Consider the following 23460-nt stretch of genomic DNA (forward strand, 5'->3'; position numbering starts at 1 on the left):
GGTGACTGTAGCGTGCGCCGGAAGTCGACAATTCGTGACCGACTGAGGAGACGCGGATGCGTGAGTACACCGTTCCTGCAGTGACCGAGCCGCCCGCCGGTAGCTTGAGCGACCCGGTGTGGGCGAACGCGTCCTCCCATCCTGGCACCGCGGTGTTCAGCCGCCGGACCGGGGCCGGTTCGGGCGCGACCTGGACCGACGTCACGGCCGCCGAGTTCGCCGAGCAGGTCACCGGCGTCGCCAAGGGCCTGATGGCGGCCGGGGTCAAGCACGGCGAGCGGGTCGCCCTGCTCAGCCCGACCCGGTACGAGTGGACGCTGATCGACTACGCGATCTGGAGCATCGGCGCGGTCACCGTACCGATCTACGAGACCTCCTCGCCCTCGCAGGTGCAGTGGATTCTGAGCGACTCCGAGGCAGTCGTCGCCGTGGTCGAGAACGCGACCCACGGCGCGGTGGTGGAGTCCGCCCGGACCGAGTCGCCGGCGCTGCGGGAGGTCTGGCAGATCGAGGCGGGCGCGGTCGACGAACTGACCGCGCTGGGTCAGGAGATCACCGACGCCGAGTTCGACAAGCGCCGGTCCGCGGTCACTCCGGACGATCTGGCCACGCTGATCTACACCTCCGGCACGACCGGCCGGCCGAAGGGCTGCCGGCTCACCCACGCGAACTTCATGGAAGAGCTCAACCCGGCCGTCAAGATCCTGGACAACCTCTTCGACACCACCGGCGCCAGCACGTTGCTGTTCCTGCCGCTCGCGCACGTGTTCGCCCGGATCATCCAGGTCGGCTGCGTGATGAAGCGGGTCAAGGTCGCCCACAGCGCGGACGTGAAGAACCTGGTCGACGACCTGGGCGCGTTCCGGCCGACGTTCATCCTGAGCGTGCCGCGGGTGTTCGAGAAGGTGTACAACTCGGCCGCGCAGAAGGCACACGCGGACGGCAAGGGCAAGATCTTCGACGCCGCCGCGGAGACCGCGATCGCGTACTCGCAGGCGCTGGACAAGGGCGGCCCGTCGTTCGGCCTGAAGGCCAAGCACCTGCTGTTCGACCGGTTGGTGTTCGGCAAGCTGCGCGCGGTCCTCGGCGGCCAGGTGCAGTACTCGGTGTCCGGCGGCGCGCCGCTCGGCGACAAACTCGGCCACTTCTTCCGCGGCATCGGCGTACCCGTACTCGAGGGGTACGGGCTGACCGAGACCACCGCCGCGGTGTCGGTGAACCTGCCTGACGACATCCGGATCGGTACCGTCGGCCGGCCGCTTCCCGGCGTCACCGTCGCGGTCGCGGACGACGGCGAACTGCTGTTCAAGGGCGGCCAGGTGATGCCCGGGTACTGGAAGAACGACGAGGCGACGGCTGCCACGATCGACGCCGACGGCTGGTTCCACAGCGGCGACCTGGGCGAGTTCGACGTCGACGGATTCATCCGGATCACCGGCCGGAAGAAGGAGATCCTGGTGACGGCAGGCGGCAAGAACGTCGCGCCGACGCTGCTCGAGGACCAGATCCGGCTGCACCCGCTGATCAGCCAGTGCATGGTCGTCGGCGACGGCAAGCCGTTCATCGCCGCGCTGATCACGATCGACCCGGAGACCGTGGTGCCGTGGGCGACCGAACGCGGCAAGCCGACCGACGTCGCGTCGCTGACCAAGGACCCGGACCTGCTTGCCGAGGTACAGAAGGCGATCGACGAGGCCAACAACTCGGTGTCGCACGCCGAGGCGATCAAAAAGTTCGCCGTCCTCCCGACCGACTGGACGCAGGAATCCGGCGAGCTCTCCCTCAAACTCTCCCTGCGCCGGCACGTGGTGATGAAGAACCACGAACCCGACGTCGAGGCCCTGTACGCCAAGTAGGCCCGGTACGCCAAGTAGGCGGAGGCCCGGCATCAGCCGAATGGTTGATGACGAGATGGGCTGGTTGGGCGATGTGAGCAGGCGGCCTGGTCGGCGAGGCTGTTGGCATGATCAAGAGTCTCGGGGCCGGCGGACGTGGGCCGATCGTCGAAGTCAGCGGGTTGCGCAAGGCGTACGGCGACAGGGTCGTCGTGGACGAGGTTTCGTTCGCCGTGGACGAAGGCGAGATCTTCGGGATTCTCGGGCCGAACGGGGCCGGGAAGACGACCACGGTCGAATGCGTCGAAGGGCTGCGGATTCCCGACGGCGGGCGGATCCGGGTTGCCGGGCTGGACCCGGTCGCGGACCACGCCGCGGTCACCCAGGTGCTCGGCGCCCAGTTGCAGGAGAGTGAGCTGCAGGCGAAGCTCACTGTCCGGGAGGCGCTGGAGCTGTACGCGGCCTTGTACCCGAACCCGGCGGACTGGCGGCCGCTGGCCGAACGCCTCGGCCTGACGAGTCACCTGAAGACGCGATTCGGCGTACTGAGCGGTGGCCAGAAGCAGCGCCTGTTCATCGCGCTCGCATTGATCGGCAACCCGCGAGTGGTCGTGCTGGACGAGTTGACCACCGGCCTCGACCCGCGCGCCCGGCGCGACACCTGGGAGATCGTGGAGGACATCCGCGACCGCGGGGTCACGGTCCTGCTGGTCACCCATTTCATGGCGGAAGCGCAGCGGCTGTGCGACCGGATCGCGCTGATCGACAGGGGCCGGATCACCGCGCTGGACACCCCGCAGGGCCTGATCAGCCGGACGGCGGGCGCGACGATCATCTCGTTCACCCCGTCGGCACCGCTGGACGACGAGGACCTGGCCGCGTTGCCGGCGCTCGCCTCGATCGAGGACAAGGACGGCCGCCTCACCCTCGGCGGCTCCGACGAAACCGTCACCGCGCTGCTGTCGTTGCTCGCTCGCCATCGCATCACCGCGCATCAACTCCGCGTCACGGACGCGACTCTCGACGATGCCTTCCTCGACCTGACCGGAGCCACCAAATGAGTACGCTCGCCAGCACCGCGCCCGTACGCCGCCCGTCGCCGCGGCTTGCCGTGTTGCGCACCGAGACGCGGTTGTTGCTCCGCGAGCCCGGCACGCTGTTCTGGGTGCTCGGGTTTCCGCCGTTGCTGCTGGTGATTCTCGGGTCGATCCCGAGCTTCCGGCAGGTCAACGCGGACCTCGGCGTCCGGATGATCGACGTGTACGTGCCGGTGCTCGTGCTGGTCGCGCAGATTGTTACCGGGCTGCAGGCGATGCCGCCGATCATCACCGGGTATCGCGAACGCGGCATCCTGCGCCGGATGTCCGCGACCCCGGTCCGGCCGTCCGCGCTGCTGACCGCGCAGATGGGACTGAACGGCGCGGCCGGGCTCGTGTCGGCGCTGCTCTGCCTGACCATCGGCCGGCTCGCGTTCGACGTACACCTCCCCGATCAGCTCGCCGGGTACGTGCTGGCGCTGCTCCTCACCGCCGCCGCCGCGCTCGCCCTCGGCGCGCTGGTGTCGGCACTCGCCCCGACTGCCCGGCTCGCGACCGCCATCGGCATGGTGGTGTTCTTCCCGAGCCTGTTCTCAGCCGGTCTGTGGGTTCCGGTGCAGTCGATGCCACACGTACTGCGCGAGATCGTCGTGCTGCTGCCGTTCGGTGCCGCGTCGCGGGCGCTCGACCAGGCCGCGGCCGGGCATTGGCCGGACTGGTCGCACCTCGGCGTACTGGCCGCCTGGACGGTCGTCCTGTCGGCAGCGGCCGCACGGTGGTTCCGGTGGGAGTAGGAACGGCTTCGTGCACACTGGGCGGGTGACGACGGCCGACAACGAGCTGGACCGGCGCGAGGCGGCCTTCCACCGCTGGGCGCCGTACTTCCTGCTCGGTCTCGGCTCCTTACTAGCGGCCGCGACGGCCGAGCTGCTCACGCCGTGGACCGGCCAGCGGGTGGCGGCGGCCGTGCTGGTGGTCGCGGCGCTCGCGATCCAGTTGTGGTGGAGCTGGAGCGGCCGCCTGCACCGCGGCCCGAACGCCGTCTCGGTGACGTACTTCGTGGTGCGCTGGGCGATCGCCTCAGCGCTGACGGTCCTGAACGGCTTCTTCTCGTTCTACGTCGTGGCCGGGTACTTCGACACTGACGAGACGATCCCCGGCCGGCGGCGGAAACGGCTGGCGTTGTTCGCCTGCACGATCCCGGTGGCGATGGCACAAACCGGTGGTGTGCCGTTCCACAGCGGGACCGGCTGGCTGGTGTTCGCCGGCCTGCTGATTGCCAACAACCTCCTGCTGACGGTGATGAAACATTTCGCCGATCAGCAGGCGGCCCGGTCGGAAGCACGAGCCACGACCATCGCCGAGCTGGAGCAGGCGCACGAGGAGAACGCCGCGCTGCAGGCTCAGCTCCTGGTCCAGGCCCGCGAGGCCGGGATCGCGGACGAGCGGCGGCGGCTGGCCGCGGAGATCCACGACACCATCGCGCAGGGCCTGACCGGCATCATCGCCCAGCTCCAGGTGGTGGCGAACACGTCCGACCCGGCAACCATCCAGGACCATGTCGGCCGCGCCAGCGATCTGGCCCGGCACAGTCTCGGGGAGGCCCGCCGCTCGGTGCAGAACCTGGCGCCGGCCGGCCTGTCGTACGACGGTCTGCCGGAGGCGCTGCGCAAGACCGTCGACCAGTGGTCGGAGCGTACCGGTGTGCCGGCCGAGTTCACCCTGACCGGTACGGCGCAGCATCTGCACGGTGAGTTCGCGGCGACCATCCTGCGGATCACCCAGGAGGCGCTGGCGAACGTTTCGAAGCACGCGGCGGCGACCCGCGTCGGCGTGACGCTCAGCTTCATGGACAGCGAGGTGACGGTGGACATTCGCGACGACGGCAAGGGCTTCGACCCGCTGGCGCTGCCGGCCCGGTCGGGTACCGGCGGGTTCGGCCTGGAGGGGATGCGCGCCCGGGCCGAGCGGATCGCCGGCTCCCTCACCATCGAAGCCGAACCAGGCTTCGGTACGGCCGTGTCGGCTCGCGTACCGTTGGTGCTCCATGCCTGAGATCTCACTGCTACTCGTCGACGACCACCCAGTGGTCCGGAACGGCCTGCGCGGCATGTTCGAGTCGACCCCCGGCTTCGCCGTACTCGCGGAGGCGTCGAACGGGGTCGAGGCGGTCGAGCTGGCCGCGGAGCTGGACCCGGACGTGATCTTGATGGACCTGCGGATGCCGGGTGGCGGCGGTCTCGACGCGATCACCGAGCTGGGCCGCCGGGGCCTGCGGTCGAAGGTTCTGGTCCTGACCACGTGGGACACCGACACCGACACGTTGCCCGCGATCGAGGCCGGCGCCACCGGGTACCTGCTCAAGGATGCGCCGCAGGAGGACCTGTTCAACGCGGTGCGCCAGGCGGCGGCCGGGCGGACGGTGCTCTCCCCCGCTGTCGCGTCGCGGCTGGTGTCGGCGGTTCGGTCGCCGGCGCCCAGTCCGTTGGCTGCTCGTGAGCGTCAGGTGCTGGAGCTGGTCGCGAAGGGGACGTCGAACCGGGACATCGCGCGCGAGCTGTTCATCAGCGAGGCGACGGTGAAGACACATCTCAGTCATGTGTTCACCAAGCTCGGGGTGACCGACCGCGCGGCCGCTGTCGCCAAGGGCTACGACCAGGGCATCCTCGGCCGGGACTGACATCGGGCCAACTGCCGGGTTAGGTGCCGGGCACGCGCCGGGTTAGGTGCCGGGTGGCGGCGGGTTAGGTGCCGGGTACAGGTCAGGACATGAAGCCATCTCCAGGACCTCAGGTGGTCAGCTCCGCTCGCCCGCCGCGGGCCGCCGGGCCGGCCTTCGTCTGCAGTTGGAGCGCGGTCGGCGACTGCGCGGTCATCCGCATGGCCGGCGCGATCGACGTCGCCACGCTGCCCACGCTCGCCGACGAGTTGCGGCATGTGATCACCACCAAACTGCCCCGGGTCGTCGTCGACCTGCGCCGCATCACCGGCATGGACTCGGGCGGCCTCGACGTACTCGCCGACGCCCACGACCTGGCCGTCGAACAAGGCGGCTGGCTCCGCGCTTCCGGCGCCGGCCAATGGCTCGCCGACCTGATCCGGAGCACCGGCAGCAACCGCCCGCTGGACCACTACGTAACGCTCGCCGATGCCTTGCCGTCCTACCGGAGGGCCTCCGTCAGCGGCTGACGGGTCTCGGTCGCGAGGGCTCGGCGGGCGATCAGCAGCGTCGTGATCGTGCCGAGCACACCGGCGGCGGCGATGGTCAGGTTCGGCGCGATGAAAGAACCGACCACCCCGCCGAGCGCGATGCTGACACCTTGGATCGCCATCAGACCACTGCTTTGTACGGTGAACAGCCGACCGCGCCGCGACGGCTCAACCGCCTCCAGAATCAGCGGATCAATGCCCTGGTTGAACGCATACCCGGCGCCGGACACCGCGAGCAGGCACGCGGCGACCGGGATCGGCGGCTCGGCCAGGAACGCGATCGCCGGCAGCTGACTCGCGATCAGGAACGGGACGACGAGCCGTCGCCGCACGGAAGGGGTGAACCGTGCGACGACGAGCTCGCCGAGTACACCGCCGACCGCGTATCCGGTGAACATCGCACCGGCCGCGGCGGCCGCCGTACCGACCTGAGCCGTGTACGCCACCGCGAGCCCGTCCGGAAGGGACGAGAACGCCGGCGCCACCCAGGTCAGCAGAATCAGGTTGCGGAGCCTCCGATCGGCGAACAGGTACTTGATCCCGGTCCACGAGTCGCGGACCGCGTTGCCGGTGCGCTCCCCCGCCGGCGTCCGCGGCGTACCGGTGCCGATCAGCACCGCCGACAACAGGAACGTGACCACCTCGACCACCAGCAGTGACTTCGCGCCGATCGCCGCGACCGCGATCCCGCCGGCCGCGAACCCGGTCAGGACGGCCGTCTGACCGATTGCCCGCAGCAACGATCTGCCGACCGGGAACAGCTCCGCCGGCAACAGGTAGGCGAGGCTCGCGGCCCGGGCGCCGGCGAAGATCGGCGCGATCATCCCGATGCAGAGCAGCAACCCGAGCAGCCCGGCCACCGGCATCCCCGGTACCAGCATCGCGGCCACGCCGGTCGCGCTCAGCAGGTTGCACGTGACCAGCACCCGGCGGGCCGGAAACCGGTCGGCGAACGACGAGAACAGCGTGCCACCGATCGCGTACGGCAGAAACGAGCAGACCAGCACCAGCGCCGACAGCAGCGGCGACCCGGTCCGCTCGAAGATCAGGATCGAGAGCGCCACCTCCGCGCCGATCGTCCCGAGCATCGACACGGCGTGGGCGGCGAAGACGGCCCGCATGCCGGGCAGGCTGAGTACGGCTCCGTAGGACCTCACGGCGTGAGCCTGCGGCACCGGGGTCGCGGCGGCGTAAAGTTTTGGTTGTGGCCGAAAGTTCCTGTCGATGAGCGTGCTCCGGTTCACCCAGGCGGACGCGCTGCGCTGCCGGTTCGGCGCGTCGCCGTTGTGGGAGACGATGTCCGCGGTCCGGGTCCTGCAGGGCTCGCGGCACCGGGCGCTGTACCGCGACTGGATCGACGCCCGCCGGGAAGCCGCGGCGACCCTCGACCTGCGCGGGCTGAAGGCGGTGCAGCCGCGGGTCGGCTTCACCCCGGACTTTCTGACCCCACCTCCGAAGGCGTCGCGGGCAAAGTTCGGCACCGAGATCGCGCGCGTACGCAGTACGCCGCTGGAGCGGGTACGGACCGAGCTGATCCGGTCGCGCGACGACCTGAAGAACCCCGGCGCGCCGATCATCAACAAGATGCTGACCGACCTGGCCGGGGCCCGGGAACGGTTGGCGGACGAGATCGAGAGCGCCTGGGAAACGCTGATCCGGCCGGACTGGCCGTTGATCAGCCGCGTACTCGAGGACGACATCGCGTACCGCGGTCAGCAGCTCACCGACGGCGGCCTGGCCGGGCTCTTCGATGATCTGCACCCGGCGCTGGCTTGGGAGGACGACCGCCTGATCGCCACCAGGTACCGCTCCGAGGACCGTGATCTGACCGGGCAGGGCCTGCTGCTCGTACCGGGTGTCTTCGCCTGGCCGTACCTCGTGATCGTCGCGGACCCCGCGTACCACCCGACGCTCGTCTACCCGGCCCGCGGCGCGGCCCGGCTCTGGTCCGACGCGCCCGCTCCTCCGGACCCGTTGGCGCGCCTCCTCGGGCGTACGCGCGCGACGCTCCTGGTCGCGCTCGATCCGCCCGCGACGACCAGTGCGCTCGCGGCCCAGTACGGCCTGGCGCTGGCCACCGTCGCGGAACATCTCTCCGCGCTGTCGGACGCCGGCCTCGCGACGCGGCGGCGTACCGGGCATCAGGTGCACTACCGCCGTACCGAGGTGGGACAGGCCGTCGTCGACGCATCCGTCGGCTGACGCCGGATCGGCGTCAGAATGCTGTGGTGAAGACGCATACGCGGCATACCCGGCGGTGGCCGGCCTCGGTGGCCGTGATCGCGGTCCTGATCCTGCAACTGCTGGTGCCGACCCAGGTGAACGCGCTGCCGCGCTGGCTGATGCCGACGCTCGGTCTGCTGCTGCTGATCCCGCTGATCTGGATGAACCCGTTCCACCTGCGCCGGGACGAACCGTGGCTGCGGTGGGTCGCGCTGGTCCTGGTCGCCGTACTGGTCGCGGTGAACGCGTACTACCTGGCCGGGATGATCTTCTTCCTGAACCACGGCGACGCGAACCAGGGCGCGGTGCTGGTGAAGAGCGCCCTGCTGATCTGGGTGACGAACGTGGTCGCGTTCGCGGTCTGGCTCTGGGAGATCGACCGCGGCGGGCCGTTCGCCCGCGCGCCCGAGCACGAACGGGAGGCCGAGCGGGCCGATCTGCTGTTCCCGCAGATGACCGTCGACCTGGACGGCTGGAAGGGCTGGCTGCCCGGATTCACCGACTACCTGTACGTGTCGTTCACCAACGCGACCGCCTTCAGCCCGACCGACACGATGCCGCTGACGGCCCGGACGAAGACGCTGATGGGGATCGAATCGGCGATCGCGCTGCTCACCGTCGCGGTCATCGCGGCCCGCGCGATCAACGTGCTCTGAGATCTCCCTCGACAGCCATGTAATGGGCATGAGACCGTTATGCCCGTGTACAGCACGAAATCGGTGGGGCTGGCGTTCGCGATCTTTTCCGCGGTCACGTTCGGCGGCTCCGGCCCGTTCGCCAAGGCTCTGATCGCGGCCGGCTTCAGCCCGCAACAGGCGGCCTGGGTCCGCATTCTCGGCGCCGCCGTCGTGCTCGTGCCGCTCGTCCTCGTGTTCCGCGGCCGGGCCGGTCTGCGCGCCGCCCGGACGTCCTGGAAGGCACTGGTGCTGTACGGCCTGACCGGGATCGCCGGGTGCCAGACGCTGTTCTTCGTCGCGGCCAGCCGGCTGCCGGTCGGAGTCGCGCTGATGCTCGAATTCTCCGGGCCGGTGCTGGTGGTGGCCTGGCTGAAGTTCGGTTCCAAGGTCGCCGTACCGCGATCGGCCGCGATCGGGGTGAGCATCGCCGTGGTCGGGCTGGCGACGGTTGCCGAGATCTGGTCCGGGCTGCAGATCGACCCGATCGGCCTGCTCGCCGGACTCGGCGCGGCCGCCTGCCAGGCGACGTACTTCATCCTGATCGACAAGCTGACCGGTGCCGCCGATCCACTGGTGATGACCGCGGCCGGCAGCGTGGTCGGCGCCCTCGTACTGACCTTCATCGCGGCGCCGTGGAGCACGCCGTGGCACGTGCTCGCCGACACGATCGCGATCGGCCACCGGCACGCGCCCGGCTGGATGATGGCCGCGTGGCTGATCCTGGTCAGCACGGTCGTCGCGTACCTGGCCGGCGCGGCCGCCGTGCAGCGTCTGTCGGCGCCGATCGCGGGCGCGGTGGCGTACGTCGAGGTGGTCGCCGCCTGCGTGTTCGCGCTGATCCTGCTCGGCGAGACCTTGCGTACCAACCAGATCATCGGCGGCGCGATCGTCCTGGTCGGCGCCTTCGTCGCCCAGTCGTCGGTCGGCAAGGTCGCCCCGCCGGAGATCCCGGTCACTCCCCCGGCCGATCTCCTCGACCCGGCCGGCGTCGGGCCCGTACCGAAGAACGGGTAGTGGTCACCGCGCCGGCTTGGATCTCCGCCGCGCCCGGCCGACAAGCAAGCCGGCGGTGGCACCAGTACCCGTCCTTCGGTACACCAGCGGTCACCGGAGTGAGTCGACCAGCTCGCGCGGCAGGCCGTGCGTGTCGTGCAGGTACTCGTAGTCGGTCTCGTCGAGGGACTTGTGGAACCGTTCGTGGCTGAGGACCTTCCGGCCGCGGTCAAGCAGGTTGCTGAACCGGATCTCCTCGTCGATCAGGATGCGCCGGACCAGCGTCACCGTCTCGCCCTGGTGGAAGTGGTTCAGGGTGTGCTCGAACAGTTCGGTCGGCAGGTCCGCCAGTGACCGGGACTCGTCGTCGCGCCACAGGATGGTGAGCATCCGGCGGATCAGCCGGCGCAACACGTACCCGCGGCCGGTGTTCGACGGGTGCACGCCGTCGCCGACGATCACGATGCTGGAGCGCAGGTGGTCGATGACGATCCGCCGAGATCGCTCGTCCAGCTTCCACAGCCGCGGAATCGTCCGCATCCACGGCTCGAACAGCGACGTCTCGTACACCGAGTCCTTGCCCTCGAGCAGCATCGTCAGCCGTTCCAGACCTAGCCCGGTGTCGATGTTCTGCTGCGTCAGCTCTTCCAATGAACCGTCGTCGTGCCGGCGGTACCGCATCATCACGTGGTTCCAGACCTCGACCCAGCGGTCGTCGGTGGTCGGCGTACCCTCCGGCTCACCTTCTCCGGTCCAGACGAAGATTTCCGAGTCCGGACCGCATGGACCGGTCGGGCCGTTCGACCACCAGTTGTCCTCGACGGTCAGCTCGACCGGCAGACCGAGCTCCTGCCAGGTACGCAGCGATTCCTGGTCCAGCGGCACCTGATCGTCACCGCCGAAGACGGTCACGTACATCCGCTTCGGGTCCAGGCCGAAGCGCGTGGTGAGCAGCTCGTACCCCCAGCGCAGGGTCTGGTCGCTGCCGTAGTCCCCCAGCGACCACGAGCCGAGCATCTCGAACACGGTCAGGTGGGTCTGATCACCCACTTCGTCGAGGTCGGTGGTCCGCAGGCATCGCTGCACGCCGGTGAGTCTGCGTCCGAGTGGATGGGGTTCGCCTTCGAGGTACGGCGTGAGTGGATGCATCCCCGACGTGGTGAAGAGCACCGGATCACCGAGCCGCGGAATGAGCGTGGACCCGGTGGTCGGAACGTGGTCACGGTCGAGGAAGAAGTCGATGAAAGGCCTGCTGATGGTGGTCATGTTCTGGTCCTTGTCAGATCGGACCGGAACCAGACCACCGGGCTACGGAAACAACAACACCGGCGAACCGTTTCCGGTCGCCGGTGGGAAGTTCAGGATGTCAGGCAGCGGCAGCCGGAGAGCATGAAGCTCGTACGGCTGCGGCAAGTCGGAACATCCGGTGCATGTCGGCCAGAGTACACGACCGGCGGCATCAAATGTCCAGCAGTTCTCTCAGTACGGCGCCGGAGCGGGTCCAGGTCCACTCCTGCTCGACCCAGGTCCGCCCGGTCGTACCCAAGGCCTTCGCGTGTACTGGGTCGGTCAGCAACTGGATGATCCGCGCCGCGACGGCCGCCGGGTTGTACGGGTCGACCAGGTAACCGGTCTCGCCGTGGCGGACCGTGTCGGGCGTACCGCCGGAGTCGCCGATGATCACCGGCTTCCCGGTCGCGGACGCCTCCAGCGTGACGATGCCGAGCGCCTCCGGCTCCAGTCCGAACCGCCGCGTACGGCACGGCATCGCGAATACATCACCGGCATCGACGTACGGCGGGATGTCCGCCCACGGGACCGCTCCGGTGAAAACCACCGACTCCGCAACACCCGCAGCCAACCCTTCGAGGCGTTCACGGTCCGGCCCGCCACCGACCAGGAGCAACTTCGCCGCCGGCACCGCCGCGAGCACCCGCGGCCAGGCCCGGATCAGCGTGTCCTGACCCTTCCGCGGGATCAGCCGGGACACACAGACGGCGACCGGAACCCCTTCCAAACCAAGGCCTTTACGGATCTGCTCTCCCCCACAACCGGGATGGAACCGGCTCGTGTCGACCCCTGGGGTGAGCCGCCGCATCCGCGCGGCCGCCGCCGGCGAAAGCGCCGGCGTGATCTGTTCCGCGCACCACGACGACACCGTGGTGAGGGTGTCCGCCGCGTCGCCGATCCGCCGCAACGCCCGCCGGGCACCCGGTACGCCGGCCCACCAGGTCTCGTGGCCATGAGTCATCGCGACGATCCGCCGCGCGCCGGCCCGGCGCAGCGCCGGGCCCATCAGCCCGAGCGGCGCGGCCGCGCCGAACAAGACCCGGTCGGCGTTGTGCGTACGTAGCAACTGGGCGGCGCGGCGCGTGATGCGTGCTGTCGGCAACAACATCGTTGCCCGGTCGCGGATCACCGGGAACGGGAGCGTCGCGTCGTACGCGCGATCGCCCGGCTCGTGCGACGTGTACACGACGACGTCGGGCAGTTCGTCGCAGAGTGCGCGGACGAAGGTCTCGATCCCGCCCTGCCGGGGCGGGAAATCGTTGGTGACGACGAGGACGGTCACTTCTTCGCCAGCGGCGGGATCGTGCCACCGTTGTCGCGGGCCCAGGCCCGGCCCATCGCGATCCGCTCCGGCGGGGTCGGGTGGGTCGCGAACATCCAGTACCGCCAGGGGCTCGGGTCCAGGCCGGAGATGTTCCGGACGGCCAGGTCCTTCTGCATCGCGGCGAAGTCCCGCGGATCGTTGGTCAGCCGGAGCGAGTGATAGTCGGCCCGGGCCTCGATCTTGCGGCTGACCAGGTTCTGCACCGGGGCAGCCAGGGTCGCGCCAACCACGATCAGCGCCACCACCGTACCGGTCCGGCGCGGATCACCCATCCGGGCCCCGAGCAACAACCGGAGCAAGGTCACGCCGAACGCCGCGCCGAGTACGCCGATCAGCGTCCCGTGCAGGACATCGTCCTCGGCCGCGTGACCGAGTTCGTGCGCGACCACGAGGCGTACCTGCGCCGGTGGCACGTCCTTCAGCAGCGTGTCGTACACGACCAGGCGACGGGTCGAACCGAAACCGGACACGTACGCGTTCAAGGCGGTCGTGCGTTTCGACGCGTCCGCCACCAGCACGTCCTTCACCGGTACGCCGTCCCGCTCGGCGAGCTGCATGAAGTCGTTGCGCAGGGCACCGGCTGGGAGTGAGGTGAACTGGTTGAAGCGCGGCTCGACCAGCACCGGGTACGCGAACGAGACGCCGAGCACGAGCAGCGCCGTGACGATTGCCCCAGGCAACCACCAGCCCTGTTTCCAGCGTTTCGCCAGCGCCATCAGGATGACCACCAGCACCGACACCCCGAGCGCGGTCAGCGCCCAGTTCACGCCGCGGTCCCAGACCCAGAGCCGCCAGTCGGTGACCGACAGGCCGTACTTGCGGCTGATCCGCTCCGCCATCACATCGGTCGGCACGGCCAGCAGGTTCGCGATCAGGGCGATCCCCGCGACCAGTACGAGCGCGCGAAGGAACCACGGACGGATGCCCAGGCGGTCGTACAGCTTCCGGCCGAGCGGGGTGAAGCCGATCAGCAACGGGACCACGATCGAGATCACCCAGGATGCGGTCGACCAGGGCAGGATCTCGTGCCGGAACGCGTTCTGCCGGGCGATCTGGGCGGCGGAGAAATCCAGGGTGGCATCGGGTTTCGGCAGGTCGATCAGGTGCCACGGGGTAGTGACGGCGATCGTGAACACCAACGCGAGCGCCAGCACGCCGCCGGCGACGCGCGGCGCCCAGCGGCCGGGAGCCTTAGGCACCGGCAAGCCGCTTCAGGTACTTCTGCCACTGCACCACGAACTCGGCCTCGGTCATCCCCAGCACCGACCGGAACGCGTCCGCGAGCCCGGTCGCGCTCTTCGACGTGTGCACCGCCCGGTAGAACTTCACCAGCTTGTCCTGCCCTTCACGCTCCGCGATCAGCCGGCAGGCCAGCCACGCCGACTCGTACGCCTGCGGCAGCTCGGTCGCCGACGCCGCGAATGCCTCCGGCGTCGGCAGCGTGGCCGGCATCTTCCCGGCCCGGACCGCTTTGAACAGTTCCTTCGCCGCCGACTCGTCCTGGACGGGTACGGCGGTGAACGCGACGTAGTCCGCGAACCCTTCCGCCAGCCAGAGCGGCACCGGCGAAGCGGTCGCGTTCGACGCGACGTGGGTCGTCTCATGGGTGAGCACGATCCGGCGGCCCTGCTTGCCGAGCTCCTCGAACAACTTCGGGTTCGCCACGATCCGTACCGGCGCGCCGACGGCAGGCGTGTCCAGCTCGGCCATCGTGACGGCGGCGATCTGGGTGTACGTATTCGGCTGGGCGCCGAGGACGCCCTCCATCTGCGCCTGCTTGGCCGGCAGGTACACGACCACCTTCTGCCGCCAGCCCCGGCCCCACACCTTGGACACCGACTCGACCGCCTTGTCGGCGACGCTGACGTAAGTCTTCGCGTTCGCTTCGGAGTCGAGGCTGATCACCAGGCTGTGGTCACCCTTCGCGACCTCGATCGGCCCGAGCGCCCACACCGGCCGCCGCTGCCCGGCGACGAACCGCTCCGAGAAGGACGCGGCGTACGTGGTCCCGTCACGCGTCACGAAAGTGACCGGCAGAGTCTCGCGGGCGGGCTTCAGGTCGTACCCGGCGAGTTGCCAGGAGACCTCGACCTGCGCCAGCCACGACTGCGTACCGCCGAGCTGGGACTGCCGCTCGGGGGTGAGCGCGGCGGTGTCGTCGCTCACGTAGCGCAACTGGAACGTGCCGAGCGGAAGGGTGGTCAGGTTCGCGAAGATCGTCCGCGCGCTGGCCCGGAAGTCAGCGCCCTTCGGATCGATCGCTTTCATGAACTCGCCGCGGTCGTCATTGTCGACCGCGGCCGTCATCTTCTGCAGGACCGCGTCACCCAGGGCGGCCCGTCGTACACCGGCCTCGGCCTCGTCCGGGGTGGCGGACGTACTCGGCTGGTGCGCGGTCGGGGCGTGCGGGTCGGCCGGGGCGTTGGCTACCCGCTGTAGCCCCACGTACCCGGCGCCCGCGACCAGGCAGATCGCGACGCCGACGGCGACCTTCTTCAGGATCGGGGCGAACGGCGGCCGCGGCGGGTCGCCGCCCGAGTCGCCGTTCTGGTGGACCACTGGCAACGGAACCGTGTCGCCCTGTTCGTCGATCACCTCGGCCCCTCGCTGCTCACCTGCCCCAGTCAGGCGTGACACCCGGCCTGCACCGACCCTACGTCACCGGAGTCGCGGAGTACGCCAAGGGTACGGATCAGCCGGGGCGGACGGCGGTGTTGTACGGGTTCTCGTCCAGCGGACTGATCTCGACGCTCTTGCCCGGCCGCGGCGCGTGCACGATCCGGCCGTTGCCGAGGTAGATGCCGACATGGCTGATCGGCGTGTTGAAGAACACCAGGTCACCGGGCATCAGGTCGGACCTGCTGACCCGGCGGCCCTCACCGGCCTGCGCCTTCGACGAGTGCGAGAGCGAGACACCGGCCTTGCCCCACGCGTACATGGTCAGGCCGGAGCAGTCGTACGAGTTCGGACCGGAGGCGCCCCACACGTACGGGTCGCCGAGCTGGGACAGCGCCGCGTTGATCGCGATCTGGGCGCGGCCGCTGGCCGGGACGTTCGGCAGGTTCTTGTCTTCGCTGGTCCGGTCGCCACCGCGGGTCGGGCGCTGGGCACGCGACTTCTCCGCTTCCTTGGCGGCCTCCTCGTCGAGCCGCTTGCGCTCGTCGGCGGTGAGCTTGTCGAGCACCTTCTGCGCGGCGTCCAGGTTGTCCTGGATCTGCTTCTTCAGCGCGTCCTGCTTCGACTGGACCGCTTGCAGCGCGGCCAGCTCGGTCTGCTCGCTGGCCTGCAGGTCGGTGAGCTTGCCCTGCGCGACCTGGTAGCGGCGGAGCGCCGAGTTCTGCTGGCCGGCGAAGGCCTGGGCGGTGGACGCCTGGCTGAGGAACTGGTCCGGGTTCGTCGAGAGCAGCAGCTGGGCCGTCGTCGAGATACCCGAGGTCTGGTAGCCGGCCACCGCGAGGGAGCCGATCTGCCGCTTCACGCCGTCGACCTGCGTCTGCTGCTTGGCGATCCCGGCCTTCAGCGCGTTGACCTTGGTCTGCGCGGCGGTGATCTGCCCGGTCAGGTCGTTCGCGTCCTCACCGATCGCGCTGGCCTTCTCCTGCAGTGCGGCGACCTGCTTCTTCGCCTGGTCCAGTGAGGGCTTGGGGTCGGCGTCGGCCGCTCCCTGGATGAAGAACACACCCGCGGCGACAGCCGTGCTGGTGATGGCGGCGAGGGCGATTCCCTTGGTGCGGTTGACGCGTCCGATGGACACAGCCCGGTCGGTCCCTTCCTCTGCTCGCGCCGTCCCCGTTGACCAGGCCTTCCGCGGACGATTCCGTCCGCGTGATCCGCCGGATCACTCCCTCGGCTTGCCGCTGCCCGGTCGGCCGGAGCGGCCGACACCCTGAGGCAACGAGAGGTAACAGTAGTGACCGTTTCGTGACCAGTGCAATTCGCCCCTCTGGTTTGATCGAAAATTAACGAAGAGATCCAGGATCCGAACGCCCGTTTCGCCTGTGCTGCAACCGATCCGTCCGTCCTGGTCCTGACATGACTACCCGCAACGCTGGTTGACCGCAGCGTGGATTAGGGTCGCTTCAACTCTGAAAGAGGTGACGTGACCACGATCGGCCAGCAGGTCAAAGGGTTCCGGCAGCGGTCCGGCCTGACTCAGGAGGAACTGGCCGAGAAGGCCGCGCTGTCCGTCCGGTCGCTCCGCGACCTCGAGTCCGGCCGAGTCACGAAACCGCGAACCCGGTCGATCCGGATGATCGCGGACGCGCTGGAGCTGACCGACGACGAGACCAGGCAGCTGCTCGCGCTGCTCGCCGACGGTACGCTCCCGGATCCCCCGGCCGCCTCACACCCGACGGCCGCGGCGCGCATCTCTCAGCTTCCGGCGGACGTCTCCAACTTCACCGGCCGGTTCACCGCGCTACGCGAGCTGGACGAACTGCTGATCGAGTCCCCGGCTGCCCGGACCGCGGTGATCTCCGCGATCGGCGGAACCGGAAAGACCGCCCTGGCCGTGCACTGGGCCCATGGCGTCGCGCCACGTTTCCCGGACGGCCAGCTGTACATCGACCTGCGCGGGTTCGATCCCGAGCAGGAACCGCTTGCTCCCGTGGATGCGCTCGGCACGCTGCTCAGCGGCCTGGGGGTGCCCCCGGCCGAGCAGCCGACGACCCTGGACGAGCGATCCGCACGCTTCCGGTCGCGGATCGCGGACCTCCGGCTGCTGGTGATCCTCGACAACGCGGCATCCGCTGCTCAGGTACGCCCGTTGCTGCCCGGTTCGGCGACGTGCCGGACGATCGTGACGAGCCGGGACCGGCTACCAGGTCTGATCGCCCGCGACGGCGCCGTACCGATCCAGCTCGAGGCGATGTCCGAGTCCGAAGCCGGCGAACTGCTGCGAGGAATGATCGGCAACACCCGCGTCGACGCGGATCGGCCGGCGACCGCCGACATCATCGCGCTCTGCGGACGGCTGCCGTTGGCAGTTCGCGTCGTCGGAGCCAACCTCGCACTCGTACCTCGGCAAACCTTGCGCACCGCCGCCGACGCGCTGGCCGCGACGGACCGGCTGGACAGTCTGTCGCTGCCCGGCGATCCCGGCGCTTCGGTGCTGCCCGCGTTCGAACTGTCCTACCGCCCCCTTCCGGACGAGCTGAAGGTGTTGTTCGGACGCCTGGGATTGTTGCCCGGTACGACGTTCGGCGTCGGGGTCGTCGCGTCGGCAATGTCGACCTCGGCCGACGTCGTCGTCCCGCAACTGCGGCACCTCGTCAGCCTCAACCTGGTGCAGCCGCTGAACGAAACGCGTTTCACCATGCACGATCTGGTGAAGTTGTTCGCCCGCAGGTGCGCCGACGGTGACGACGAGCCCGTACGTCGCGCGCTCGACTACTACCTGCAGTCCGCCGACGCGGCCAATCATCGCCTCATCCCAGCTCGGGTCAGAACCCCGGTCGATCCGCCGATGTCCGGGGTCGTCGTCGAGCAGTTCCGGACGCCGGAGTCGGCGATGGAGTGGTGCGGTGACGAACTCTCCAACATCGCCGATGCCGTGGACCTCGCCTTCAGAGCGGGCCACCACCGGCAGGCCGCTCAGTTGCCGACGGCGATGATCGACTATTTCCAGCGGTACAAGCATTACTCCACCTGGCTCGCCACCCACGATCGCGGCTTGCAGGCAGCCAGACTGCTCGACGACAAGGAGCGCGAAGGCATCCTCCTTCGCGATACGGCTCTCGTCTACCGGGATCTCCGGCAGTTCGACCGATGCCGCGAGCTCCTCGACGCCGCCGCATCGATCGCCCGCACCCATGGCCACCGGCTGCCGCTCGCGCGTGCGCTCAGCGCCCTGGGCGTCCTGGTGATGGAGCTCGGTGACAACGAGTCCGCGATCAGATACCTCGACGAGTGCGCGCGGATCGCCGCGGAGGACGGCGATCGGTACGCGGCGATGATCGCTACCCTGAACCTTGGCTACGCCGCGATGCGGTCCGGCCGCCTTGACGATGCCCGCACGGCGTTCGAACGCGCGATCGCGATGAGTAGCGAACTGTCCGCACCCATGGTCGAGGCCTCGAGTACCGGTGCGCTGGGCGAGATCTACCGGCTGAGCGGCGACCTGACGTCGGCGCTCGCGCACTTCCGCAAGTCCTTCGCCGTGGCCACGCGAATCAACGAGGCCAACGGTCAGCTCGCGGCCCAGGAGGCGGTGGCGCAGACCCTCGCCGCGCTCGGCCGGACCACCGAGGCGCGGGTGGCGTACCGGGCCGCGGCCGAACTCGCCGCCCAGCTCGGCGATCCGCGCGAGCGTGAGCTTCATGCCGCGCTGGAGGACTTGGACAAGGACGGCGCCGGCGAGTGACTGCCCGTCTGTCAGCCCCAGTCCCACGCCAGGGAGGGGCAGTCAGGGTCAGTAGCGCCGGCCATCGTCGCCCTCTCTCGGAGTGGGAATCACTGTGCTCCGAAACTACTGACGGGAGTCGGCGGGTGACAGGCGGCTGACCGGCAGTTCGGAGGCAGTCTCAGCCGGTTTGTTCCTTGGGATCGGTGGTTGGGTCCAGGCTGTTCACGGCGTGGACGAGGCGGAGCGGTGGGACCAGGCCCGAGTCGGCGAGGGCGTCCAGGGCCGCCTTCTCGTCGTCGTCGAGGTGCAGAGTGCCGGCCCGTTCGGCCGAGAACCCCAGCACCACCGAGACGACACAGTCCTGACAGCCCGGACCCCTCATCACGCAAGCGTCGCAGTCGATCAGCACAACATCCTCCAAGTGGGGAAGCACCCGGACTTGCATCCGGCTGAGAAGGACGCTAAAGACCCCCACCGACAGTTTTCGTCGACCGGGCTGCTGGACGCTGCTTCGGCCCAGGATCGGTTCAGGCTCGATTCAGGCTCGGGCGACGCGGGAGATCAGGCCCTGGCGATGCGGGCGATCAGGCTGGTGGCCGAGAGCGCGCGGGCGCCGAGTTTGATGATGCTGTCGGCCACTCCCCGGTCCGTCGACACGACCACGACCGGGCGGCCGGGAGGTTCGGCGCGGACCAGTTGCCGGATGACGTCGTCGGCAATCACACCGGCCGGGCTGAAGCGCACCCGTACGCCGCGTGGTGGGTTCAGCTGGACGGGACCGGACAGCTCCGCGCCGTCGAACACGACGGTGACTTCGATCCGGCGCTGAGCCACCAGCGCGCCCAGCGCCGTCACCAGCCGCTGACGCTGCGAGTGCAGAGGTGAGTTCGGCCAGGCGGTCTTGGTCACGTTGTAGCCGTCGATGATCAGGTGTACCTGCGGCAGCGCCAGCAACTCGTCGAACAAAGCCGGATCGTCCTCAGGCGCCGTACGCCCGACGGGAGCCGCGTCTGGCTCGGAGCCGGCCACCGTGTCGGCCGGACGGAGCTCTCCCCCGGGCGGCAGCGCCAGCTCACGGCGCAGTCCGCCCGCGGCTTCGAGCAGCGTGTCGAGCAACAGCCGCGTACGCGTGGAGGCAAGCTCCCGCTCCTGCCCCGCCGTCCGCCTCGCCGCGTGCTCGACTGCCTCCAGCTCGGTGATGCGGGCGCGGAGTCTGCGCAGCTCACGCTCCACTTCGGCGCGCGCGGCGTCGACCCGCTCGTCGGCGGTCTCGGCTTCCTTGGTGCGCTGCTCGACCTCGGAGTGCAGGCCGGTGATCCGTTGCCTCGCCTCGTTGAGTTTGCGCCGGAGCGTGACGTTCTCGGCCTTCAGCTCGTTGACCTGTTCACGAAGCCGTTCACGGACCTGACGGGTTTCGGTACGAGCCTGGTCGAGCTGGTCCGCGAGCCGGTTGACCGTGCCTTCGTCGGTGCGCGGATTCTCCACCGGGAGCTGCGCCGCCGCCGCGACATGCTGCTCCCAGTCGTCGGGCCGGAGCAGGTAGGCCAGCGCGGCGACCTCGATCGGGTCGGCGGCCGGCACCGGCACCCCGTCCGCGACGGCATCGCCGAGCTCCGGGTGCTCGCGCCGTACCTCGAACGCCGTCAGCCGGCGGAAGTGCTCGTCGGTCTCCAGGATCGGGCCGAGCACCGAGGCGGACAGCTTCGCCCGTTTCGCCGGCGCGAAGCTCGCGAACCGGCGCAGCGGCGCCGGGATGTCAGTGGCCGGGAGCTGGCCGAGCGCATGCGCGGCAAGGGTCAGGACGCGTTGCCGGACCGGTTCAGGCAGAGTCGTAGCAGCGGAGCTCGCGGCGGTGCCGGCCTCAGTCACCGGTCCGCAGTCCGGCTGGGACGACGTGCTGGCAGCTGCTGCTGGGCCAGTGACGCAGACCACAGCGAACGGGCCCACGGCCCTGATTCACGGTGATCGCCTGTGTACGCATACCGAGAGCCTAGTCGACTCGCAGGCGTGTCACCTGCGGAATTGTCGGTGGCGGCTCCTAGCGTCGTGGCCATGACCAGCCCAGCGCGCGCGGCGGCCGGGGATTCGGCAGCGCCTTCGCCGTCGCCGATCCGCGGTGTCCAGCACAGCTTCGACGACCTGGGCACGCTGCTGCGGGACGTCACGTTCTGCGTCGTCGACCTGGAGACGACCGGCAATCCACCCGGCGAGGGCGGGATCACCGAGATCGGCGCGGTGAAGGTGCGGGCCGGTGAGGTGGTCGCCGAGTTCCAGACCCTGGTCAATCCGTCCGAGCCGATTCCGTCCTTCATCGCCGTCCTGACCGGGATCTCCGACCGGATGGTTGCCTCCTCGCCACGGATCGAGTCGGTGCTGCCGGCGTTCCTCGAGTTCGCGCACGGGTGCGTGATGGTCGCGCACAACGCGCCGTTCGACATGGGCTTCCTGAAACACGAGAGCCTCGTCCACGGGTACGACTGGCCCGACTTCACGGTCGTCGACACCGCCCTGCTGGCCCGGCGCGTGATCACTCCGGACGAGGCGCCGAACTGCAAACTCGGCACGCTGGCGAAGCTGTTCCGGACCACGACCACCCCCAACCACCGCGCGTTGTCCGACGCGCGCGCCACCGTCGACGTACTGCACGGACTGTTCGAGCGGGTCGGGTCGTTGGGCGTGCAAACGTTGGAGGACCTGCAGACGTACTCGTCCCGGGTCGCGCCGGCGGTCCGGGCCAAGCGGCATCTGGCCGAGTCGCTACCGCACGCGGCCGGCGTGTACCTGTTCGCCGACGATCGCGGCGAAGTGCTGTACATCGGCAAGTCGAAGGACCTGCGGACGCGCGTCCGGTCGTACTTCACCGCCTCCGAAACCAGGAACCGGATCGGCGAGATGGTCGGCATCGCCACCACGGTCCGCGGCATCGAGTGCGGTACGCCACTGGAGGCCGAGGTCCGCGAGCTGCGGCTGATCGCGGAACACAAACCGCGGTACAACCGGAAGTCGAAGTTCCCCGAGCGCCAGCACTGGCTGAAGGTCACGGTCGAACCGTTTCCGCGGTTGTCGCTGGTCAAACAGGTGCGCGACGACACGGCCGAGTACCTCGGTCCGTTCAGTTCACGGAAGACCGCCGAACGGGCGATGGCCGCGCTGCACGAGGCGTTCCCGATCCGGCAGTGCACCGCGCGGATGTCGCGTACGCCACGCCTGTCGCCGTGCGTGCTTGCCGAGATGGGTCGTTGCGTCGCGCCCTGTGACGGACGGATCTCGATGGACTCGTACGGCGATTTCGTCACCGGTCTGCGAGCGGCGCTGACCGGCGATCCGACGCCCGTCGTCGAGGCGCTCGACCGGCGGATCGACCTGCTGTCGGCGGACGAGCGGTTCGAGGACGCCGCCGTACACCGGGACCGGTTGAGCGCGTTCGTCCGGAGCTCGGCGCGGATGCAGCGGATGGCATCGGTGACCGCGTGCGCCGAAATCTGCGCGGCCCGGCGGACCGACGACGGCGGCTGGGAGCTGCACGTGATCCGCCGCGGCCGGCTGGCGGCGGCCGGGTTCAGCCCGCGCGGTACCGACCCACGCCCGCATCTGGAGATGCTCCGCGCGTCGGCCGAGACCGTACTGCCCGGGATCGGGCCGGTCGCCGCCGCGTCGCCCGAAGAGATCGAGCTCATCCTGCGCTGGCTCGAGCTGCCCGGCGTACGGCTGGTCGAGATGGACGGCACCTGGACCTGCCCGGTCGGCGGTGCTGGGCGGCACGTGAACCGGCTCGAGAACGCGCACACCGACGTACACCAGCACCCCGGCGAACGCCGCCGCCACCTCCGGCCGCTCGGACCGGCCCGGGCCGGGTGACCCGAGGCGCCGCCGTGAGTCCGATGCCGCACTATGCTTCAGCGGTCGAGGAGTACGAGTACCAAGGAGAGGACGGCATGGTCACCGCGATCGTGTTCATCAAGGCCGACGTCGCACGGATTCCCGAGGTTGCCGAGCAGGTGGCGGCGATCGACGGCGTCAGCGAGGTGTACTCCGTGACCGGCGGACTCGACCTGATCGCGCTCGTCCGGGTGGCCCGGCACGACGACCTGGCCACCGTCATCCCCGAGCACGTCAACCGCGTACCCGGCGTGATCAGCACCGAGACCCACATCGCGTTCCGCGCGTACTCCAGCCACGACCTCGAAGCCGCCTTCAGCCTCGGCCAGGAGGACGGTGCCTGAGGACCGGCCGGCACCGATCCCACTGCCCCGAGTCCTGACACGACCTGACGTTACGGTGAACCCCATGATCGACCGGGCCCACCTCCGCCCCGCCACGCCCCACGCGCGCGTGCGCGAGACCTGTGCCTGCGTGCTTGGTGCCTGTGCGGCGGCGGCGAAGCGGAGTCACGGATGACGAACCCACCCGCCGGCTGGTACCCCGACCCCACCGGCCAGCCACACACCATCCGCTGGTGGAACGGCGAGAAGTGGACAAACAAGACGGACCACGAATCCGCCTTGACCAACCCCCCTGAAGCCAACCC

The 23460-nt window shown here is 69.4% G+C and carries 20 protein-coding genes and 1 pseudogene; 13 read left to right on the top strand and 8 right to left on the bottom strand.

Annotated elements, in window-relative coordinates:
* The first annotated feature begins 56 nt into the window (after positions 1-56).
* The 6 genes from HDA44_RS12125 (at position 57) to HDA44_RS12150 (ending at position 6061) form a co-directional block, all read left to right on the top strand.
* Positions 57-1856: an AMP-dependent synthetase/ligase gene (locus HDA44_RS12125; protein ID WP_184833852.1), complete on the top strand. Its 1800-nt coding sequence runs from the start codon at positions 57-59 to the stop codon at positions 1854-1856.
* Positions 1857-1963: 107 nt separating this feature from the next.
* Positions 1964-2896: an ABC transporter ATP-binding protein gene (locus tag HDA44_RS12130; RefSeq protein ID WP_184833854.1), complete on the top strand. Its 933-nt coding sequence runs from the start codon at positions 1964-1966 to the stop codon at positions 2894-2896.
* Entirely contained in the window at positions 2893-3666 is a 774-nt protein-coding gene (locus tag HDA44_RS12135; protein WP_184833856.1) for an ABC transporter permease, read from the top strand. The genes HDA44_RS12130 and HDA44_RS12135 overlap by 4 nt, the downstream gene beginning before the upstream one ends.
* A 25-nt stretch (positions 3667-3691) precedes the next feature.
* Positions 3692-4927 carry a histidine kinase gene (locus HDA44_RS38490; protein WP_184833858.1) on the top strand — a complete coding sequence of 412 codons (1236 nt, stop codon included), beginning with the start codon at positions 3692-3694 and terminating at the stop codon, positions 4925-4927.
* Complete coding sequence (locus tag HDA44_RS12145) at positions 4920-5552, top strand: response regulator (protein WP_184833860.1); 633 nt, start codon at positions 4920-4922, stop codon at positions 5550-5552. Before HDA44_RS38490 ends, HDA44_RS12145 begins: the two co-directional genes overlap by 8 nt.
* A gap of 89 nt (positions 5553-5641) precedes the next feature.
* The gene (locus HDA44_RS12150) at positions 5642-6061 is read left to right on the top strand and encodes an STAS domain-containing protein (protein WP_184833862.1); all 420 of its coding nucleotides are present in this window, start codon (positions 5642-5644) and stop codon (positions 6059-6061) included.
* On the opposite strand, the gene HDA44_RS12155 is transcribed toward HDA44_RS12150, so the two are convergent.
* The gene (locus tag HDA44_RS12155; RefSeq protein ID WP_337905888.1) at positions 6034-7239 is read right to left on the bottom strand and encodes an MFS transporter; all 1206 of its coding nucleotides are present in this window, start codon (positions 7237-7239) and stop codon (positions 6034-6036) included. The genes HDA44_RS12150 and HDA44_RS12155 overlap by 28 nt on opposite strands.
* A 67-nt stretch (positions 7240-7306) precedes the next feature.
* Here HDA44_RS12155 and HDA44_RS12160 point away from each other — a divergent pair, with 67 nt between their 5' ends.
* From HDA44_RS12160 to HDA44_RS12170, 3 genes are read left to right on the top strand one after another with little or no spacing between them, the layout of a single operon-like run.
* Entirely contained in the window at positions 7307-8284 is a 978-nt protein-coding gene (locus HDA44_RS12160; RefSeq protein WP_202887328.1) for an ArsR/SmtB family transcription factor, read from the top strand.
* Between the two features lie 26 nt (positions 8285-8310).
* The gene (locus HDA44_RS12165; RefSeq protein WP_184833864.1) at positions 8311-8961 is read left to right on the top strand and encodes a hypothetical protein; all 651 of its coding nucleotides are present in this window, start codon (positions 8311-8313) and stop codon (positions 8959-8961) included.
* A gap of 45 nt (positions 8962-9006) precedes the next feature.
* On the top strand, positions 9007-9996 hold the full coding sequence (locus HDA44_RS12170) for an EamA family transporter (protein WP_319035692.1): 990 nt from the start codon (positions 9007-9009) through the stop codon (positions 9994-9996).
* A 90-nt stretch (positions 9997-10086) separates the two neighbouring features.
* Here the strand turns inward: HDA44_RS12170 and HDA44_RS12175 are convergent, their stop codons facing one another.
* The 5 genes from HDA44_RS12175 to HDA44_RS38495 form a co-directional block, all read right to left on the bottom strand.
* On the bottom strand, positions 10087-11241 hold the full coding sequence (locus tag HDA44_RS12175) for an alanine--tRNA ligase-related protein (RefSeq protein WP_184833867.1): 1155 nt from the start codon (positions 11239-11241) through the stop codon (positions 10087-10089).
* Positions 11242-11434: 193 nt separating this feature from the next.
* Entirely contained in the window at positions 11435-12547 is a 1113-nt protein-coding gene (locus HDA44_RS12180; protein ID WP_184833870.1) for a glycosyltransferase, read from the bottom strand.
* The gene (locus HDA44_RS12185; protein WP_184833872.1) at positions 12544-13788 is read right to left on the bottom strand and encodes a M48 family metalloprotease; all 1245 of its coding nucleotides are present in this window, start codon (positions 13786-13788) and stop codon (positions 12544-12546) included. Before HDA44_RS12185 ends, HDA44_RS12180 begins: the two co-directional genes overlap by 4 nt.
* Positions 13781-15184, bottom strand: coding sequence for a hypothetical protein (locus tag HDA44_RS12190; RefSeq protein WP_337905891.1), 1404 nt, complete (start codon positions 15182-15184; stop codon positions 13781-13783). The genes HDA44_RS12185 and HDA44_RS12190 overlap by 8 nt, the downstream gene beginning before the upstream one ends.
* Before the next feature lie 97 nt (positions 15185-15281).
* Positions 15282-16343, bottom strand: coding sequence for an NlpC/P60 family protein (locus HDA44_RS38495; RefSeq protein WP_184833876.1), 1062 nt, complete (start codon positions 16341-16343; stop codon positions 15282-15284).
* A 345-nt stretch (positions 16344-16688) separates the two neighbouring features.
* Between HDA44_RS38495 and HDA44_RS38500 the strand changes: the two genes are divergently transcribed.
* Positions 16689-18950, top strand: a complete 2262-nt coding sequence (locus tag HDA44_RS38500) for a tetratricopeptide repeat protein (protein ID WP_184833878.1) — start codon at positions 16689-16691, stop codon at positions 18948-18950.
* 160 nt (positions 18951-19110) lie between these two features.
* Here HDA44_RS38500 and HDA44_RS12205 read toward each other — a convergent pair whose 3' ends face one another.
* A complete protein-coding gene (locus HDA44_RS12205; protein WP_238352426.1) occupies positions 19111-19314 on the bottom strand; it encodes a hypothetical protein in 204 nt (67 codons plus the stop codon).
* Positions 19315-19493: 179 nt separating this feature from the next.
* Positions 19494-20801 carry an NYN domain-containing protein gene (locus HDA44_RS12210; RefSeq protein ID WP_184833882.1) on the bottom strand — a complete coding sequence of 436 codons (1308 nt, stop codon included), beginning with the start codon at positions 20799-20801 and terminating at the stop codon, positions 19494-19496.
* Positions 20802-20984: 183 nt separating this feature from the next.
* On the opposite strand from HDA44_RS12210, the gene HDA44_RS12215 reads away from it, so the two are divergent.
* The 3 genes and pseudogenes from HDA44_RS12215 to HDA44_RS38870 all read left to right on the top strand — a co-directional run.
* A complete protein-coding gene (locus tag HDA44_RS12215) occupies positions 20985-22790 on the top strand; it encodes a DEDD exonuclease domain-containing protein (protein ID WP_184833884.1) in 1806 nt (601 codons plus the stop codon).
* 77 nt (positions 22791-22867) lie between these two features.
* Positions 22868-23155 (top strand): Lrp/AsnC family transcriptional regulator, encoded by a 288-nt coding sequence (locus HDA44_RS12220; RefSeq protein WP_184843443.1) that lies wholly within the window; start codon positions 22868-22870, stop codon positions 23153-23155.
* A 171-nt stretch (positions 23156-23326) separates the two neighbouring features.
* Positions 23327-23413: pseudogene (locus HDA44_RS38870) on the top strand (DUF2510 domain-containing protein); the annotation flags it as partial.
* Positions 23414-23460: the final 47 nt, after the last annotated feature.

Source organism: Kribbella solani, from assembly GCF_014205295.1.
Lineage (GTDB): Bacteria > Actinomycetota > Actinomycetes > Propionibacteriales > Kribbellaceae > Kribbella > Kribbella solani.